Annotated in this window: 10 protein-coding genes; 6 read left to right on the top strand and 4 right to left on the bottom strand. The window is 69.7% G+C overall.

Translation table 11 applies throughout. The features are described from left to right. Positions 1 to 37: 37 nt before the first annotated feature. Positions 38 to 577, top strand: a complete 540-nt coding sequence (locus KY572_RS03905) for a DUF4377 domain-containing protein (RefSeq protein ID WP_224240803.1) — start codon at positions 38 to 40, stop codon at positions 575 to 577. On the opposite strand, the gene KY572_RS03900 is transcribed toward KY572_RS03905, so the two are convergent. Continuing rightward, the gene (locus tag KY572_RS03900; protein ID WP_224240802.1) at positions 578 to 2,422 is read right to left on the bottom strand and encodes a MopE-related protein; all 1,845 of its coding nucleotides are present in this window, start codon (positions 2,420 to 2,422) and stop codon (positions 578 to 580) included. Between the two features lie 261 nt (positions 2,423 to 2,683). Here KY572_RS03900 and KY572_RS03895 point away from each other — a divergent pair, with 261 nt between their 5' ends. From KY572_RS03895 to KY572_RS03875, 5 genes are all read left to right on the top strand, one after another. After that, entirely contained in the window at positions 2,684 to 4,039 is a 1,356-nt protein-coding gene (locus KY572_RS03895; RefSeq protein WP_224240801.1) for a TolC family protein, read from the top strand. 14 nt (positions 4,040 to 4,053) lie between these two features. Beyond that, the gene (locus tag KY572_RS03890; RefSeq protein WP_224241493.1) at positions 4,054 to 5,280 is read left to right on the top strand and encodes an efflux RND transporter periplasmic adaptor subunit; all 1,227 of its coding nucleotides are present in this window, start codon (positions 4,054 to 4,056) and stop codon (positions 5,278 to 5,280) included. Continuing rightward, positions 5,277 to 8,372, top strand: a complete 3,096-nt coding sequence (locus tag KY572_RS03885; protein WP_224240800.1) for an efflux RND transporter permease subunit — start codon at positions 5,277 to 5,279, stop codon at positions 8,370 to 8,372. Before KY572_RS03890 ends, KY572_RS03885 begins: the two co-directional genes overlap by 4 nt. 44 nt (positions 8,373 to 8,416) lie before the next feature. Next, complete coding sequence (locus KY572_RS03880) at positions 8,417 to 8,569, top strand: MYXO-CTERM sorting domain-containing protein (RefSeq protein ID WP_224240799.1); 153 nt, start codon at positions 8,417 to 8,419, stop codon at positions 8,567 to 8,569. A 164-nt stretch (positions 8,570 to 8,733) separates the two neighbouring features. After that, positions 8,734 to 9,642, top strand: a complete 909-nt coding sequence (locus KY572_RS03875) for a DUF4382 domain-containing protein (protein ID WP_224240798.1) — start codon at positions 8,734 to 8,736, stop codon at positions 9,640 to 9,642. 10 nt (positions 9,643 to 9,652) lie between these two features. On the opposite strand, the gene KY572_RS03870 is transcribed toward KY572_RS03875, so the two are convergent. The 3 genes from KY572_RS03870 to KY572_RS03860 all read right to left on the bottom strand — a co-directional run bounded on the left by KY572_RS03870 (position 9,653) and on the right by KY572_RS03860 (position 18,209). Continuing rightward, positions 9,653 to 10,261 (bottom strand): PilZ domain-containing protein, encoded by a 609-nt coding sequence (locus KY572_RS03870; protein ID WP_224240797.1) that lies wholly within the window; start codon positions 10,259 to 10,261, stop codon positions 9,653 to 9,655. Between the two features lie 149 nt (positions 10,262 to 10,410). Then, positions 10,411 to 12,735 carry a VIT and vWA domain-containing protein gene (locus tag KY572_RS03865; RefSeq protein ID WP_224240796.1) on the bottom strand — a complete coding sequence of 775 codons (2,325 nt, stop codon included), beginning with the start codon at positions 12,733 to 12,735 and terminating at the stop codon, positions 10,411 to 10,413. A 68-nt stretch (positions 12,736 to 12,803) separates the two neighbouring features. Further along, positions 12,804 to 18,209, bottom strand: coding sequence for an alpha-2-macroglobulin family protein (locus KY572_RS03860; protein WP_317987806.1), 5,406 nt, complete (start codon positions 18,207 to 18,209; stop codon positions 12,804 to 12,806). Positions 18,210 to 18,283: the final 74 nt, after the last annotated feature.

The following is an 18,283-nucleotide window of genomic DNA, read 5'->3' as shown; positions in this document are numbered from 1 at the left end:
GAATCAGGGTAGGGGCCGGCCGATCCGAGGAGGCGCGATGAAGCGGTGGATGCGAGCTTTGGGGCTGCTGGCGTTGGGAGCCGCAGGGCTGTTCGGCTGCCAGGACGGAGGGGAGGAGTACCTGGTGTCCCCGTTCAAGGCGACGTGCGAGGGCGTGGGTCCTCAGACCTGTCTGATAGGGATTCGGGAGGACACGGGAGAAGGAACGCTCTTCTATGAAGGGATTGAAGGGTTCACGTTCCGCTGGGGCATGCTCCAGACGATCCGGCTCTCCAAGGTCGAGGTGAAGGATCCTCCCGAGGATGGCTCGTCGGTCCGCTACGTGCTGGAGGAACTCATCGAGTCGAAGCCCGTGCCAGAGGAGGCGATCTTCACGCTGATGGTCAACCGGAACTACCTCAAGGGCACCCGGACGAGCGGCTACTCCCTCATCGACGGAACCCCGATGACGTGTGCTTCCAGCGCGGTGTGTGACGCGCTCGAGCAGAAGCTGGGCAGCGAGACTTCGCCGTTCCAGCTCTACATGGACTACCCCGTGGTCGAGGGCGACCCGCTGATCATCACCGGCGTCCCCTGATCAGGGGCTCCAGCGGATGACGGTGCCCTGGCTGCCCGCGGCCCAGACGTCGTGCGGTCCCACACCGTCGATGGCCCTGGGCGTCCACGAGAGGGACTCCACGGAGCTCCAGCTCCCGTTGAACAGGTACACCTTCTTGTCGTTGGTGACGGCGTAGATCGCCGTGCGACCAAAGGCGGTCAGGCCGTGGATGTTCGGAGGGGGGCCTCCTCCCGGGTCGAGCCGGGTGACCTCCTTCCACGCCCCGTTGGAGCGCTCGAGCACCACACCCTGATCTCCCGCCGCGTAGGCGAGCTGACCGTGCACCATGTGCACGTCGCGCAGGAACACCTTGGGCAGGGAGGCCGGCAGGCTCTCCTGAACCCAGACGCCGCCCGTCGGGTCGAAGCGGAAGGCCCGAGGCACCCCGCTGGAGCTGTCCACGCCCACGGCCAGCAGGTTCGTGGGGCTCGTCCCGTGGATGCTCCGGAGGTTCGCGCCGAGCCCGGCCAGCTCCACGGGCGGCGCATTGCCCGGATAGGTCCACCGGTAGATGCGCCCGTTGCTCGTCACCGCGAAGAGCGTGGTGCTCGCGCCATTCTCGAAGCCCACCAGGCCATTGATCTGGGAGCTCGTACCCGTGCTCGTGTTCTCTCCCGCGGTCGAGCAGTCGACGCCTCCCGTCACCGCGTGAGTGGCGATCCGGCCGTCTTCCGAGCCCAGGAAGACACGGCCATCGCTGGGACGAGCCCAGGCGGAGAGCCACTGGCCCGCGCAGTCGGGGTACGCGGTGGCGACGCCACCCGCCACATGCGCCAGCGCGCCCGTGGGGCTCGCCACCCAGGCCCTGCCGTCCGCGTAGGCGGCCAGCGCGCGCCACTCGGTGTTCCCGGTGCCCGGGATCGTCCTCCAGGCCACCGAGCCGCAGCCCACCTCGTCCACCTGGCCGTTGCAGTCGTTGTCCAGCCGGTCGCACCGCTCCGTCCCTCCGCTGAACGCGAAGGGCGAGCTGTCGTCGCAGTCGTCCTGGCGATCCACGGCTCCGGCCACCGGCGGCACGCAGCCCGGACCCACGGAGCGGCCCGCGCGCTGATCCCCGTCCTCGTCCACGTACCAGTTCCTCGGCGTCTCGGGGCTCACGCACTGCGAGGCGCGCTGGTCCGGGGTGCAGGCCCACGCCCCGGAGCAGCCCAGCGCCGTGGTGCACGGCCTGCTCACATCGAAGCTGTCGTCCGCGACGCTGTCGCAGTTCTCGTCCTGGCCGTTGCACAGGAGCTCGCGCTGGTTCGGACGCACCGCGGCATTGGTGTCGTTGCAGTCCAGGCCATTGGTGGCGGTGCCCGTCGGCTGGACACAGGAGGCCTGCCGTGTGGCCGGGTTGCCGTAACCGTCTCCGTCCACGTCCGCGTAGTACACGATCACACCCGGCGCGTCGGACTCGTCCCCCGAACAGTTGTCGTCCTTGCCGTCGCAGTCATCGAGGATGCCGGGGTTCACGGCGGGATCGTCGTCGTCGCAGTCCGTGCCGCCCTGGCTCACCTTTACGTAGTGGTCGTCGTCCAGATCCTCGGCGCGCAGCGCCATGCTCACGAGCGCGATGCCCTCCGCGGGCACCTCCGCCTCCAGCGTCTGCGCATCCACCTGCCTCGGGTTCTGCTCCGCGCAGGAGCGCTCATACGCCGTGGCCGTGAGCACGAGCCGCCGGCTCCAGTCCTCCTTGCGGAAGACGGCCACCTTCACGGTCCTGCTGGGCGCCGGCTCCTGCCCCAGCGCCACCTCCTGCAGCGTGAAGCGGGACGGGTCCGCCTGATCCTGCGCCTTCAGTGTGAGGCACCCCGGACGGAACGTCGCATAGGTGAGGTCCACGCGGAGGGCTCCCGCGGTGGGGACCTCCTCTCGCTTGCATCCGATAGCAAACAACACGCACCACAAGCCGAATCGGAATAAACGCATCGGAGGAGGATTCCGGGGCGCACGCGCCCGTTTGGAAGGCCGAACTGAATGTCTCCCTTAGTCCGTCGAGCCGGCCAACGTCCACCCACGCCAGAACTCCTTGGTCCTGCTCTCCACGCTTCGTTATATGGCGAGCGGAGAAGACCTTCGCGCTGCGTACGACTTCACACCTCCATGTCCACCGTCCGATCTCTTCTCGCCGCGCCGCTCTGTGCCTGGCTCGCCCTGAGCCCCCTGGCGGCCGCGGCGCAGAGCTCGGAGCCGGGAGCCAGGCCCCTGGAGCAGGCCACGGGCGAGCCGCTCACCCTCGAGCGGGCCGTGGCCCTCGCGGCCGAGCGCAACGAGCGGGCGCTGGCGGCGCAGCGGCGAGCCGAGGCCGCGGAGGCGCGCGTGGCTCGGGCCCGGGCCTTCTTCTTTCCCGAGCTGACGGTTACGGGCACCTACACGCGCCGCCTGCGCGAGGCCGTGCGGACCGTCGACGGGCAGCCCGTGGTGAGCCAGCGGCTCAACGCACTGGGCGCCACGGCCGTCGCTCGGATGGCCCTGCTCGACGCGCGGGGCTTTCCCCTGTACCGGGCTGCTCGGCTCCAGGGTGAGGCAGCGGGCCTGGACGCGCGGGAGACCCGGCGCCTGGTGGCCTTCGAGGCGGCGGATGCCTTCCTCTCGACCCTGGGAGCCCAGCAGGTCTACGAGGCCTCCGTCCGGCGGATGGAGTTTGCCCGGCAGAGCCTGGAGGACGCGAGGGCTCGGGCCGAGGCGGGTCTGGCCAGCACCAATGACGTGACGCGCGCCGAGCTGGAGCTGTCCAGCGCCGAGGTGCAGCTGGCCGAGGCTCGAGGCTCCGCGGACACCAACCGCATCGAGCTGGGCTTCCTGCTCGTGTCGCCGGTGGAGGGGCCGCTCGCCCTGCCGGAGGCGGTGCTCGTGGAGGCCGCGCGCCCCCCAGATGCGCTCAGTGCGCTCGGCCAGGGGGCGGAGGAGCGGCGGCTCGACATCCTCTCCGCGAGGCTCAAGGTGCAGGCGCAGCAGGCCTCCGCGCGGGAGCCGCTGGCGCGCCTGTTCCCGACGCTCGGGCTGACCGGGCAATACCGCTTCACCAACGAGCCCGGCTTCGCGGGCCGCAACGGCGATGGGTTCCTCTCGCTGGATCTCACCTGGAACCTCTTCGATGGCGGAGAGCGGTATGCCGATCACCGCGAGCAGGTGGCGCTGGCCCAGGCGACGGAGCTGGAGGCCACGGCCCTCACGCGCCGCGTTGGCGTGGACATCCAGCGCGCCCAGGTGGTGCTGAGCAACGCCCAGGCCGCCCTGCGGCAGAGCGAGCTGGCGGCTGCCCAGGCTCGCAAGAATGCGGAGGAGACGGGGATTCTGTATCGACAGGGCCTGTCCACCGCGCTGGCGGTGGCGGACGCCTCGCTGCGCCTGTTCGAGGCGGAAGTGGCGGTGGCTCGCGCGCGCTACACCCTGGGTGTGGCGCTGCTGGATCTCCGGGCCGCCGTGGGACTCGATCCTCTCGGGAAGGAGCCGTGATCGTGAGACGCGGGATGGGACTGGTGGCCCTGGTGGCCGTGGTGGTGGCCACGGGGGTGGGGTGTGGCCAGAAGGAGGGGGGCGGCGCTCTGGGCGGTGCAGGCGGTGGAGATCGGGGCGGCGGTGCTCCACCGGGCAAGGCCGGTGGCGGTGGTCCGGGAGGCGGCGGGCGTGGACCGATGCAGTTCCCCGTGGAGGTGGCGCCCGTCGAGATCCGGGACGTGGAGTACGCGGTCAGCGCGGTGGGCTCCGTGGAGGCCTTCGAGCAGGTGCAGATCACCGCGCGCGTGGCGGGCGTCGTGGAGCGCGTGGGCTTCATCGAGGGACAGACGGTGAAGAAGGGGGAGTTGCTCGCGGAGATCGAGCCCACCCGCTACAGCCTGGCGGTGAGCGCGGCGAAGGCGGCGCTGGAGAAGGCCCAGGCGTCGGCGTCGGAGGCCCAGGCCGGGGCCCAGCGTCGCGCGGCGGTGAACGAGCAGCGCCCGGGCCTTCTACCCGCGGAGGAGCTGGAGACCTTCCAGACGCGGGCCCGGACCGCGGCGGCCGAGGTGAGCGCGGCGAAGGCGGCGCTGGAGCAAGCGGAGCTGAACCTGCGGGACGCCTACGTGCGCGCGCCCATGGACGGGGTGTTGCAGACACGCACGGTGCAGACGGGACAGTACGTGCAGCCGGGCTACGTGCTGGCCACGCTGCTGCGCCGCGAGCCGCTGCTGGTGCGCTTCCGCGTGCCCGAGGCGGACGTGGGGCGGATCAAGCCGGGCCTCTCCGCGCGCTTCACGGTGCGCTCGGACAGCCGCACCTACACCGCGAAGATCACCCACGTGGCCGCGGCAGCGGACGATCAGAGCCGCATGGTGTCGGTGACGGCGGAGGTGTCCAAGGAGGACAGCGAGGCGCTGCGGCCCGGCGCCTTCGCCTCGGTGGTGGTGCCAGTGGAGACGTCCAAGGGCTCGCCGGTGGTGCCGCAGACGGCGGTGCGCCCCAGCGAGCGCGGCTTCCTGGCCTACGTGGTGGAAGGGGACAAGGCGCGCGAGCGCGTGCTGGAGCTGGGCATGCGCACGGCGGACGGCCGGGTGGAGGTGCGCGAGGGGCTCAAGCCGGGCGAGCAGCTCGTGGTGCGAGGCGCGGAGGCGCTGCGGGAGGGCGCGGCGGTGCGGGTGGCGCAGGGAGAGAAGCCCGCCGTCACCGGTGAGCCGCGCAGGCCCACGGATGGCGGCAACGCGGCGGGAGCCGGGCAATGAACATCACCGAGGCCTGCATCAAGAAGCCCGTCTTCGCGTGGATGCTGATGGCGGCCACCATCGTCTTCGGCCTGGTGGCCGCGCAGCGCATCGGCATCAGCCAGTTCCCGGACGTGGACTTCCCCACCATCAACATCTCCGTGAGCTGGGAGGGCGCCTCTCCCGAGTCCGTGGAGAGCGATCTGATCGAGCCGCTCGAGGAGGCGGTGATGCAGGTGGAGGGCGTCAAGTCCCTCACCTCCAACGCGCGCCAGGGCGGCGGCTCCATCACCGTGGAGCTGGATCTGTCACGCAACGTGGACCTGGCGCTGCAGGATGTGACGGCGAAGGTGAGCCAGGCGCAGCGGCGGCTGCCGCAGGACGTGGATCCTCCCATCATCTCCAAGACGAACCCGGAGGATCAGCCCATCATGTGGATTGGCCTGTCCGGTCCCTTCGCGCCGCAGGTGCTGAGCGACTTCGCGCGCTACCGCATCAAGGAGAAACTGCAGACGGTAGAGGGCGTGGGCGAGGTGACGCTGGGCGGCTCGCTGGAGCGCAACGTGCGCATCTGGGTGGACGCGCAGAAGCTGGACGCCCAGGGGCTCACCGTCATGGACGTCATCGCCGCGCTGAACCGCGAGCACGTGGAGTTGCCCGCTGGCCGCATCGAGACGGAGGGCCGCGAGGTCAACGTCCGGGTGATGGGCGAGGCGCTGAACCTCGAGACGCTGCGCAACATCGTCGTCCGGGAGCAGAACGGGGACACGGTGTACCTGAATGACGTGGCGCTGGTGGAGGACGGCTTCGAGGACGTGCGCCGCATGTCGCGCGTGGACGGCAACCCGGCGCAGGGCCTGGGCATCCGCAAGCAGCGCGGCGCCAACGCGGTGGCCGTGGCGGAGGGCGTGCGGGCCGCGCTGGCCGAGCTGAACAAGGATCTGCCCGAGGGCATGCAGCTGGGCATCAACTTCGACTCGACGCGCTTCATCGAGGAGAGCGTCCACGAGATCGAGATCGAGCTCCTGCTGTCCTGCCTGCTCACGGCGCTGGTGTGCTGGATGTTCCTGGGCTCGCTGTCCAGCACGCTCAACGTGGTGCTGGCCATCCCCATGTCGCTGCTGGGGACGGTGGCGGCCATCTACTTCCTGGGCTTCACCCTCAACACCTTCACGCTGCTGGGCCTGGCGCTGGCGGTGGGCATCGTGGTGGATGACGCCATCATGGTGCTGGAGAACATCTACCGGCACGCGGAGATGGGGAAGGAACGGGTGCGCGCCGCGCGCGAGGGCACCTCGGAGATCACCTTCGCGGCGCTGGCCGCCACGCTGGCGGTGGTGGCCATCTTCATCCCCGTCATCTTCATGAAGGGGATCATCGGCAAGTTCTTCCTCCAGTTCGGCGTCACCCTGTGCGTGGCGGTGCTGCTGTCGTACCTGGAGGCCATCACCCTGGCGCCGGCGCGCTGCGCGCAGCTGCTCAAGGCCTCGCGCGAGCACCGCGGGCGGGTGGGGCAGTGGGTGGACCGCGGCTTCGAGCGGCTCGAGGGCTTCTACGGGCGCGTGCTGGGCAAGGGGCTGAAGCGGCCGTGGTGGGTGCTGGCCGGAGCGGCGGTGATGCTGATCGCCTCGGCGTTCGCCTTCCGCGCGCTGCAGGGTGAGTTCGTCCCCTCGCAGGATCAGAGCCGGCTCACGGTGCGCCTGCAGACGGCGGTGGGCAGCAGCCTGGAGGAGACGAACCAGCTCTTCAAGCGGGCGGAGGCGTTCCTCGCGAGCCGCCCGGAGGTGACACGCACCTTCGCGGTCGTGGGCGGCATGGGCGGCTCGGGGGTGAACACGGGCATGGTGATGATCACCCTCGTCCCTCCCGATCAGCGCATGCCCCAGTCGGAGTTCCAGCAGCTGCTGCGCAAGGAGCTCAACTCGTACCCGGGCCTGCGCGCGGTGGTGCAGGACCTGTCCCAGGCCGGCTTCACGGCGCAGCGTGGCTTCCCGGTGGAGTTCAGCGTGCGCGGCTCGGACTGGGAGAAGCTGGTGGTGGCCAGCCAGGAGATGCGTGACAAGCTGCAGGCCAGCGGCAGGGTGGTGGACGTGGACACGGACTACCAGCTGGGCATGCCGGAGCTGCGCATCACCCCGGACCGGGCTCGCGCGGCGGACCTGGGCGTCTCCATCGAGTCGGTGGCCGCCACGATCAACTCCCTGGTGGGTGGGGTGCGCGTGGGTAAGTACAACTCCGGCGGCCGGCGCATCGACGTGCGGCTGCGGCTGCTGGCGGATCAGCGCTCGCGGCCGGAGGATCTGACGCGGCTCAAGGTCCGCACCGGCAACGGCGAGCTGATCCCGCTCTCGTCCCTGGTGCGGCAGGAGGAGCGCCCCGCGCTGCAGGCCATCACCCGCCGGGATCGCGAGCGCGCCATCAGCATCTTCGCCAACGTGGCCCCGAACTCGAGCCAGGAGGAGGCCATCGCCTTCGTGGAGAAGACCGCCAAGGAGCTGCCGGGCGGCACCCGCGTGGTGCTCGGCGGCGCGAGCGTGGCCTTCCGCGACTCCATGAGCAGCCTGCTGTTCGCGCTCTTCCTGGGGATCGGCGTGGCGTACATGGTGCTCGCCTCGCAGTTCAACTCGTTCCTGCACCCGGTGACGGTGCTCACCATCCTCCCCCTGTCCGTGGCGGGCGCCGCGTTCGCCCTGCTCGCCACCGGCACCACGCTCAACATCTTCAGCATGATCGGCCTGTTGCTGCTGATGGGCATCGTCAAGAAGAACTCCATCATCCTGGTGGACTACGCCCTGCAGCAGCGAGAGCAGGGCGCGGACGCGGTGGAGGCCATGCAGCGCGCGGGCCCGGTGCGGCTGCGGCCCATCCTGATGACGTCCATCGCCACGATGATGGCGGCGGTGCCCGCGGCGCTGGCGCTGGGCGCGGGCAGTGAGACGCGTCAGCCCATGGCCATCGCGGTGCTCGGAGGCCTCTCCGTCTCCACCGTGCTGAGCCTGCTCGTGGTCCCCGCCTTCTATGTGGTGGCGGATCGCGCCAGGACGCGCCTGAGCCAGCTCCTCGGGCGTCGCCGGAAGCGGTCGGAGGACGAGGTGCATCCCGCGCAGGGCTGAGCCGCCAGTTCTTAACAGCGTGAGACATCGCGTAGGCTCGGGGCATGAAACGACTGCTCCTCGTCTCCGCGCTGCTCCTGTCCTCCGCCGCCTGGGCGGATGTCCCTCCTCCGGGAGGCTGCGACTGCTCCTCCTCCTCGGGGGTGCCTCTGGCGCTGCTCGGGGTGATGGCCGTCTGGGCTGCTCGTCAGAGGTAGGCGTTGGGGTGTGGCTGTCTCAGGCGTGGAGACAGAAAGTACAAGGGCGTGGAAGTTCTCCAGGTTGCGTGCGCGGGCCGTGAGCACTGGCGCCGCGTGCGTGGCCGACGGGCGTGTTCGCTGGTCTTCCGGGCGACGTTCGAAGCAACCACCTGGAGAACCCCATGCAACGCGTCCACATCCTGGCTTCTTGCCTCATCACCCTTGCGCTCGGCCTCATCGGCTGCGGAGGGGAGAGCAAGGTCACCATCAAGCTCACCGACGCTCCGGGCGACTTCAAGCGCGCCGTCGTCACCATCTCCGAGGTCGAGCTGCTGGGCGAGGGTGAGAACAACCGCGTCGTCCTGCTCAAGGAGCCGAAGACGACGGATCTGCTCACCCTGGCGAACGACACCGCGGATCTGGTGAAGGACGCGGTCGTTCCGGAAGGCACCTACAAGGAGCTGCGCTTCGTCATCACGGGCGCCTTCATCGAGGTGGAGGAGGAGGACGGCTCCACGAAGATCTACGCCTCCTCGCCGAACTACCAGGGCCTGCCCGCGAGCGCCTCGGTGGCGGGCGAGCTGCACATGCCCAGCTATGGCCAGTCCGGCCTCAAGGTGAAGATCGCCGATCCCGTCTCCGTGGAGGGTGAGCAGAAGGTCATCCTCGTGGACTTCGACGTGGCGCAGAGCTTCGGCCGGCAGGCGGGCAACTCGGGCCGCTGGGTGATGAGCCCCGTCATCAAGGCCGCGGAGATCACCTTCAGCGGCACCGTGACGGTGACGCTCACGAAGGCCGCTGGCGTCACGCTGCCCACCGTGAACGATCAGGCCATCACCCTGGCGGACTTCAAGGCGTCCCTCACCAACACTGGCAACACCACCGAGACGGTGGCCTTCACGGATGCCAACGGCGACGGCACCTTCGAGGCTCAGTTCAAGTTCCTCATCCCCGGTGACTTCTCCGCCGCCATCGTCGGCCCCGACGGCGTGACGTTCGCCACCAACCCGGCGAGCCCGGCGCCCGTGTCGGTGGGCTCGGGCAAGCAGGTGAGTGTGGCGTTCACGCTGACCGCGGCGTCGGCGCAGTAGCCGCCTTCCGCTACTTCGCGGGTGGGGGCAGGAAGGGCTTGAGCTGCTCCTCCAGCGCGGTCCTGTCGGAGAACATGACGGAGACGCCCGCCCGGGTGGTGCTCTGGGGCAGGCTGATGTGCACCACCACGGCCTCCTGCTCCACCGTCTCGTTGGCGAAGTCCAGGCACAGCGAGACGATGACCTTGTCCTGGATGCGCAGCGGCTTCTCCGTGAGGATGAACGTGCCGCCCATGCGCAGCTCGCGCTCGTAGGCGGCCTGGAGCTGCTCGGCGTTGGTGTAGTGCACCTCGAAGGTGGTGGTGTCCTTGTTGACGATGTCGGCCACCACCTCGCCCGGGTAGAGGAAGCGCACGCCGAAGCCGCCCGGATCCACCTGCCGCAGCTCGGCGGGCACCTTGCGGTGCCGCTGCACGATGCCCTCGAACAGCACGAAGTTCTTCGGATCCAGCTGCACCTGCAGGTGCACCCGCGTGTCCAGCGGCACCATGTCCCGCGTCAGGATGAAGGCTCCGCCCTTCGAGATGTCCCCGGTGATGCCTTGCTTTGACAGATCAGTCGTGCCGAACCGGACCGTGTACCTCTTCTTGAATCGCCGGTGCTGCCGCTTCTCCGTCATCGGGTGCCTCCCAGGGGGGCCTGGATCCTTCCCCCTGTCCTACCCCAAGTCTGCCATGGCCGAACTTTTTCGGCGCAACCGGCAGGGTAGGCAGCATCAGGCACCTGAACCCCAGGCCCCCCGGAAGGGGCCTGGGGCCTCGAGGTGGACTACTTGAGGAAGGCGCGGGCCTTGGCCTCGTCCTCCTCACCGTCCGGGCCGACGATGACGCTCCGCCCCTTGGAGACCATCACCACCACCCGGTCTCCGAGTGAGAACGCCGCCTTCAGCTCCGGCTTCACCTGGAGCAACGCGAAGTAGGCCTTGGAGAGGAACTTCACCTTGAGCTGCTTGCCTGGGCTGGTGAGCGCCTCGGAGTCGATCCAGCCGCCGTCCCGGAAGATGAACGTCCGGCCCGCGGCCACTCGCACCGGATCGCTCGCCGAGGGGCCGCGCTCCTGCTCCTTCATCTTCTTCGTCGCGCGGGAGACGGCCACGCCGCCCTTGCCCTCGGCCATCGTCATGGACTCGGCCGGAGCGGGCGCCGCGGCCGAGGGCGCCATGGCCCCGCTCGCGCCGCCTCCCGCGCGGCCACGGCTCGCGCCGAACAGATCGCCGAAGTCGTCCTCCGCTTCCCGGGCCTCCGCCTTCGGCATGGGGCGGTTCTCGTGACGATGCGGCGGGTGATCCTCCCACGGGCGGATGACGGGCGGCGGGGGCGGCTGGCCGGTGACCGCGAGGGGCTCGTCCTCCACCACCAGGTAGCTGGTGTAGGGCGTCACGATGCCGAACTTCTTGCCCAGCGCGAGCACCTCGTCGCGCAATTCGGGGCGCTCGCCGCGCAGGCGGATCTCCTCGAGCAGGAAGCCCACCTTGCGGATGGCCCACAGCCGGGGAATGAAGTCGTCCCGGGTGGCCTCGCGGGGCGCCGTGGTGCCGTAGTCGAACGTGCGCTTGTCGCTGTTCACGTAGCCAGTGAGGACGACCTTGGCGTCGCCGGGCTTGCGGTAGCGGCCCATCACCACCACCTGCGTCCCCTTGAAGAGATCCGGCAGCTTGCGCGGGTAGAGATCGTACGCGTCGATGGAGGACAGATCGAGCGCCAGGTCCGCCAGCACCGGGTTGCTCACCTTGTCGTAGAAGCTGGAGATCTTGGTCTCGAACTCCTTGCCGTCCCGGACGAAGTCCGAGGTGCCGTTGCCCTCGGCGGAGAGCCGGTCCAGCAGCCGCGCGTTCAGATCCTCGCCGACGCCGAAGGTGAACACGCGCGTCTTCGTCTTGCGGCCCTCCTTGGAGTGCTGGGCGATGACGCTCTCGTCCGTCTCGCCGATGGTGGGCTGGCCGTCGGTGATGAAGAGCAGCAGGTGCGGGGTGGGGGACTTGCCGTCATTGTCCTGGAGCCCGCGCACCAGCGCCTCGTCGATGGCCGTGCCGCCGATGGCCTCCATCTGATCCACGAAGGAGACGGCCTTCTGGATGTTCTCCTTGGAGGCCTGCTTCAGCCCCGGGAAGAGCGGCTCCACGTCCGTGGAGAAGCGCACCACGTTGAAGGTGTCCTGGGCATTGAGCCGCGTGACGCAGTACCTGAGCGCGTCCTTGGCGATCTTCATCCGATCGCCCTGCATGGAGCCCGAGGTGTCGATGACGAAGGTGACGCGCTTGGCGCCGATCTCGTTGGGGCTGACCTCCGTCTTCGGGGTGATGAGGGCCACGAAGTAGCCGGGCTCGTCGGCCTGCTTGTACGTGAGCAGCGACAGGCCCACTGCCTTGTCGGAGACGGAGAAGTAGAGGTCCAGATCCTTGGAGAGATCCGCGCCGCCCACCTGCTCCATACCGACCACGGCGCTGGCCTCGCCCCGGCGGGAGACGTCCACCTGGTGCGTGGGAGAGTAGATGCTGCGCAGCGGTGTCTTGCTGGAGATGCGAGCGCTGAAGGTGAAGTCGCGCGTCGCCGTGCCGCCCACCTGACGCCAGTCCGCGGGCTGCGCCTTGGCCGTGGCGCCCAGCGGGTAGTGGTAGTGGTAGAGGCCGCTGGAGTAGTTGAGCACCTGGCTGAAGGCCAGCTCCACCTTCTGCTCACCGCGCGCGGGCACGGGGAAGACGCGGACGCGGAACACGTCCGAGTCCACGTACTCCAGCAGGCCCGGGTCCGCGAGCCGCCGGACGATGCCCTCGTAGATGGAGGTGGCCTTCTCCTTCTCGAGGATCTCTCCCTTGGTCTTCTTGCCGTTGATCCAGAGGTAGAACTCGGAGAGCGCGGCGCCCTTGGGCAGCGGGAAGATGTAGTGGGCCTCGAGTTGCGAGGGTCCGTCGTTCTGGAACGTCTGCTCGACGCGGGTGACGGAGGTGCCGTCCTGGATCTCCACGCTCACCCGCTGGCTCTTGATGGCCAGGGGGCGGGCGTTGGGCGTGGTGGGCAGCAGCATGCCCTGGGCCGAGGCGAGCAGGGGCACCAGGAAGGCGGTGAGCAGCAGCAGGCGTTGCGGGGCGTACACGGCGGTCTCTCTCCTCTGCAATCCGAGGACTTCTTCAACGCACGAGCCTTCGGCGCGGTCTACCTACATCAGCGCCCTTCCTTCGCCACCCCGTGATCCCCCGCCTCGGGTGCGTCCCGGACCTCCATCCGCATCTCGTCGGAGGTGGCCCGGAGCTCTGGAGCGTACATGGCCTCCAGGCGGGCGGGCAGGGCGTGGAAGCGGCCAGGGGCCTCGGCGCGCAGCTCGTAGGAGAGCTTCGTCACGCCGGCGGGGATCCGGGACAGGAAGAAGGCCACCCGGTCGGTGCGCAGCTCCACGTGGGCGCACTGGTAGTTGCAGAGCTCCGGGCCGCTCTGGAGCGCCACGGCCTCGAGGCCTGCGGGCTTGAGGTCCTCCACCATGAGGAACTCGACGGGCTTGTTCGCCTTCACCTCCAGGTCCACGCGCACGCGGACGCCGGACTCCACGGGCATGCCGTACTCGGTGGGGGCGGTGACGCGCTCGGAGGCGGCGGAGGGCTTGCCGAGCAACGTGTAGGTGCGCGCCACCTTCACGTCTCCGCCCACGCCCTTCACGTTCTCGTCGCGGTTGTACACGTCGAAGATCGCCGCGTAGTAGCCGGTGACGGGGGCGCCGTCGCGCTTGAGCACCACGGTGTTCTTGCCGGGGCGGAACGCCGAGTCCGGGAGGACCACCGGCTCGGACAGATCCATTCCGCCCGAGCTGAAGCGCACGCGCGCCGCCTCGCGCCCGTTCACCTGGACGATGAAGGCGCCGGAGCTCGCCGCGGCCTTCTCACGGGCGGCGAGCTCGGACAGCGCGTAGATCGAGAAGGCGGTGTCACGGGTGGTGCGCCACTTGCCGCCGTTGCGGCGCATCACGAGGAAGTCGGTCAGCGGCTTCACCCATGGGCTGGCCGGGTCGTGCCGGTAGACGGCCATGAGCGTGTAGGCGGTGGCCTCGATGGCCTCGGAGGTCTGCCAGATGTCGTTGGCGTCTCCAGCCGACGCATCCCGCCGCTCCTGGGCCGCCTTGATGATGTCGTCCAGGTTCTCCACGGCGATGCGTGCGCGCGGATCCTTCGCGGAGATCAGCGCCAGCGCGAGGAGGGCTCTGCCCCGGTTGGAGAGCTGGCTCCTGCGCTCGAAGGCCTTGGTGAGCGCGGTCCTCGGGGCGCCGCCCGTGGACGCGAGGGCGAAGACCATCCACGTGTGCTCCTCGGAGTTGTCGAGCGCGGCGCCGAGGTTGCTGGAGAGGTAGGCGCGGCCCCGCTCCAGGACGCTGGGGTCCACCTGCAGCCCCGCGTCGCGGCCGAGCGACAGGCCATAGACGACGTAGGCGCTCATCCACCGGTTCGTCGCGTCGGACTGCCACCAGCCCCAGCCGCCGTCCGCGTGCTGGAAGCCGTAGAGGCGCTTGAGGCCGGCGTCGACCATGGCGTCCAGTTCCGCCGGCACGCGGGACTTGGGGAGCCCCAGATCGCGGACCGTCCGGGCGGCGATGGAGGCCGGGACGAAGCGGGAGAGGGTCTGCTCGACACAGCCATACGGGTACTGCGCCAGGTAGGGCAGCGCGTCCATCATCACCGAGGCGAGGGTGGGGGAGACGGTGAGCTCGAAGCGGGTGGCGCTGGCGTTGCGCTGCTCGGGGAGCTTCAGCTCGAGCTCCACGGCGTCCGAGAGACGTCCGGCGAACGCGGCGCGCTGGGCCGAGCCATGGACGACGACGGGCAGAGTGAGCTCCATGGCGTCCTGCGAGCCACCGCCTCGGGCGACGACCTGGAGCTTCACCTCGCCCGGCTTCACGACGCGGAAGCGCGCATCCACGCGCCGGTCCGCGCCCGCGGGCACCTCGACGGTGCGCTGGGTGGCGCCGATCGGCTCGAAGCCAGGAGCGCTGAAGGACACCTGCACCGAGGCGGACCGGTCCAGCTTGCTGGACACGAGCGCGGAGAGCGTCACCTCGTCGCGCTCGGTGAAGAAGCGGGGCGACTGGAGGCGGACCATGAGCGGCTTCTCGGTGCGGAAGCTGGCCTTGCCCACGCCCATCTGCGCGCCGTTTGTCATCGCCACGGCGAGCGTGCGGAAGCGGGTGAGTGAGTCCGGCACGCGGAGCGCCAGCTCCGTGCTCCGGCTCGCGCGCACCTGGGGGAACCAGCCCGCGGACGAGCTGAAGTTCGTGCGGACCTTCACGGGAGGCTCGGCGAGGCCACCCCTGGGGCCCGCTGGAGCGGACTCGACAGGGGAGGGAGCCGCCGCGGCCAGCTCCGCGGCAGGCGCCTCGCTCTTCTTCGCTCGCTCCATGTCCATGGAGGAGGCCTTCTGGGCGAACCCCGCCGCGTCATCCTCGGACGCCATGGCCGAGGGAGGAACGGGCGCCTTGGCGGGCCTGTCATTCGCGTCCCGTCGCTCGGGGGCCTGCTCCTTGCGAGGGATCGGCCGGAAGGAGCGCATGTTCTGGGTGTAGCCGGTGGTGACCCACTGCTGCTGGGGACGGCGGCCGAAGAACGAGAGCACATCGCTCTGATCGGGGGCGATGGCGAAGATGGCCTCGTCGACGGAAGACACCATGAGCTCCACCTCTCCCTGGGCACCCTTCACATCGATGCGGGCCTTCTGCGGCGAGCCGGGCTCCACCACCTCGGCGCCATGGGAGACGTTCACCTGGAGGGCGTTGTCGGTGCCAGACACCTTCACCACCGCCTGGTGCTGGAGGAAGTTGCCCTGCTCGAAGCGGCCGAGCTGGAGCCAGGCGTTGGGCGTCATGGCGGCGGTGAGCGGCAGCTCCACGAAGCGCGCGCGCCCGTTCAGCGGGAACGACTTCGCGGCATGCAGCCCGTGGCCTTCGACGGTGAAGAGCACGTGTCCGCCGCTGGAGGGAGTGATCGCCAGCGCGCGGACCGTCCCGCCCACGGCGAGCGGCGCGCGATCCGTGAGGAGCGCGAAGCCCATGTTCGGCGGCGTGAACGGCTTCACGTCGCTCGTGAGCCACACGTCGGTGGTGGCGTAGGGGGGCTCGGTGTCGGGAGCGCCGGGTCGGCGGACCTCGATGCGGGTAGCGCCCACCGCGTCGCCATCCAGCACCGCCTCGCCGCGGCCGCTCACCAGCTTCGCGGAGCGCTTCAGGATGAGGCTCTGGCCTCCATTCTGGTCGAGCCGCAAGAGTCGCAGCTCCACCTCGGGAGACTGGCTGCGCCCGTTGGCGTCCTCGGCGCGGAGCTTGAGCTGGATGGGCTCGCCCGGCTTGTAGAGGTAGCGGTTGCTCCGCACGTCGACGAAGACGGGCGTGGAGGACACGTTGACGGTGCCGCTGCCCGTCACCTCGCGGCGGGTCGCATCGGTGACGAAGACGTGGATCAGGTAGCTGCGGTCCCCGGCGTCCTCGGGCCTGGGCAGCTCCAGCTCCGCGCGGCCATCCGCGCCCGTCTTGAAGGTCAGCGTCGTCTCCCGGTACGTGGGGCGCCAGCCCGGATGGTAGTAGGGCTCCTCGTCGCCATGGCCGTAGCCGTAGCCGCCCCAGCCGACTTCGATGTCGTCCTCCCAGCGGCTCCATCGGTGGGTGTAGCCCATCTCCGTCACGACGGCCCGTCCGCTCGCATTGGCCACGGGCCCACCGGAGTAGCGCGAGGCGGAGATGCGCACCTTGACTGGCTTGCCCGGGGCGGGACTCTCGGAGGGCTCCACGGACACGATGAACTCCGGGGGCTTGAACTCCTCCACCCGGAAGACGTGGTTCGCCTGCTGGAAGGACAGGTGCTCTCCCGAGGCGGACTCCACGTGGAAGCGCCACTGCCCGAGTGCCGCGTCCTTGCCGAGCGGAAGCTCGAACGCCGCGGTGCCGAAGGCGCTCGTCGTGAGCTCCTTCTTGAGCACCTCGCGGGACTGGGCGTCATACACCCGGACCCGGATGGCGCGGTCCGCGACCGGCGTCGAGGGGCCGTTGGCGCGGCTTCGCACGAACAGCTTCGCCCCCACCGTCTCTCCCGGCTTGTAGAGCGGCCGATCCGTCAGCACGTACGCGAGCCAGTCACGCTGCTCCTCCGAGCCGTAGCCGTTGGACCAGCCGCGCGAGAAGGTGACGTGGGTGCCCGCGCTCGCCCAGGCGGTGAGCTCCTGTAGACGACCCGGGAACTTCATCGGGATGCGGGCCAGGCCCGTCTCGTCCGTGCGGCCCTGGAACCGGGTGTAGTGCGTCTGGTTCTCGTAGCTCCTGACGGAGACGGCGACTTCCGCGTTCCTCGCGGCCGCGCCCGTCGTCGCGTCGGCCACGAACACGGCGACCTCCTTGGGAGCCACCTTGACGACCATGGCCAGCGGGGTGAGGAGCAGCCAGTCGGAGGCGCTCACCTTGCCGCTGAAGGCCTCGACGACCCAGGCACCGGCGCCAGGCACCTCGAACACCTCCTCGGCCGAGCCGGGCGCATAGGGGGCGGGGGCGGTGAGCTTCCGGCTCCACCGCTTCACCTCGTCGCCAGCGGGGCCCACGGGCGTGGAGCCCAGCACCTTCTCCGGGGGCTGCTGGAGCGGGCTGGCGCGGCGCAGCACCAGGGTGACGTCGGGCAGGTTGCGGAAGGAGATCCGCAGCGTCGGCTTCACTCCGGGCTGCTCGATGTAATACGTGGTGATGGTCAGCTGCGGACGCTGGATCTCCTCGCTGCGCGAGCGCGCCTGGTCACGCACGTTGCTCGTGGTGCCGTCGAAGCGCGACAGGATCTGGCCATGGAGCTCGAGCGCTGACGCGTACTGGCCGGTGTTCTCCTTGTGCTCGGCCAGCGCGAAGAGGGCGTCGTCGGCGAACTCGGTCTTTCCGCGCCCCAGCTCGAGCAGCTCCTTCTCGGCGCGTGCGATGCGATCCTTCGCGCCCGTCTGAAACCACATGCGCGCCCGCAGGAGGATGGCCTGAGCGCGGTCACGGGCCGATGGCTCCAGGGCCAGCACGCGTCCGCAGAGGTTCTCCACGAGCTTCTCGTTGTAGGACTGCTGCGCCATCTGCTCGAGCGCGGAGTGGAAGAACAGCCCGCGAGCCTCCTTCGCCCAGCGGCCCCCGGAGCCGCGCGCCACGGCCTCGAGCTGCTCCAGGGCCAGGGTGAGCCGATCCCGGCTGCCCTTGCTCATCCAGTTCTCCCCCTGCTGGGCCAGGGTGAGGTTGGCCAGGGCGCGGGGCAGATCCACCGAGCCTTCTCCTCCCGCGGCGCGGAGCTCCTGCAGGGCGTTGGAGCTGTCCTTCCCCACGGAGAGGCAGGTCCGAGCCGCCTTCACCTTCGCCTCGGGGGCCAGCGTGGAGGAGGGGTGCTCGCGGAGGAAGCCGCGGAACGCCTCGCACGCACGGGCATTCGACTGCTCCGCGAGGTAGCGGTTGGCGGCGTCGAAGTCGGACTGTTCGGCGTCTGGGGCGCTCGGGGTGGGAGAGGCGGTGGCGGCGATCGCCAGACCGGAGGCGACGAGGCCCATGGCCAGCAGGAGCAGGACCGCGCGGCGGACAGGGTAGGACACTGGGAGACTCCAGGCTTGCAGAGTGCGCGGACTCATCAACGCACCAGACGCGAATAGAATCTACAGGGTGAGCA

The organism is Hyalangium gracile (genome assembly GCF_020103725.1).
Classification (GTDB): domain Bacteria; phylum Myxococcota; class Myxococcia; order Myxococcales; family Myxococcaceae; genus Hyalangium; species Hyalangium gracile.
Note: the sequence above shows the minus strand (reverse complement) of the source record. Positions and strands in the feature narration are given on the sequence as shown.

Bases quoted from the DNA above. Each gene is read 5' to 3' on its own strand.
- KY572_RS03905 (WP_224240803.1), top strand. From the start codon at position 38: ATGAAGCGGTGGATGCGAGCTTTGGGGCTGCTGGCGTTGGGAGCCGCA.
- KY572_RS03895 (WP_224240801.1), top strand. From the start codon at position 2,684: ATGTCCACCGTCCGATCTCTTCTCGCCGCGCCGCTCTGTGCCTGGCTC.
- KY572_RS03890 (WP_224241493.1), top strand. From the start codon at position 4,054: ATGGGACTGGTGGCCCTGGTGGCCGTGGTGGTGGCCACGGGGGTGGGG.
- KY572_RS03885 (WP_224240800.1), top strand. From the start codon at position 5,277: ATGAACATCACCGAGGCCTGCATCAAGAAGCCCGTCTTCGCGTGGATG.
- KY572_RS03880 (WP_224240799.1), top strand. From the start codon at position 8,417: ATGAAACGACTGCTCCTCGTCTCCGCGCTGCTCCTGTCCTCCGCCGCC.
- KY572_RS03875 (WP_224240798.1), top strand. From the start codon at position 8,734: ATGCAACGCGTCCACATCCTGGCTTCTTGCCTCATCACCCTTGCGCTC.
- KY572_RS03870 (WP_224240797.1), bottom strand. From the start codon at position 10,261: ATGACGGAGAAGCGGCAGCACCGGCGATTCAAGAAGAGGTACACGGTC.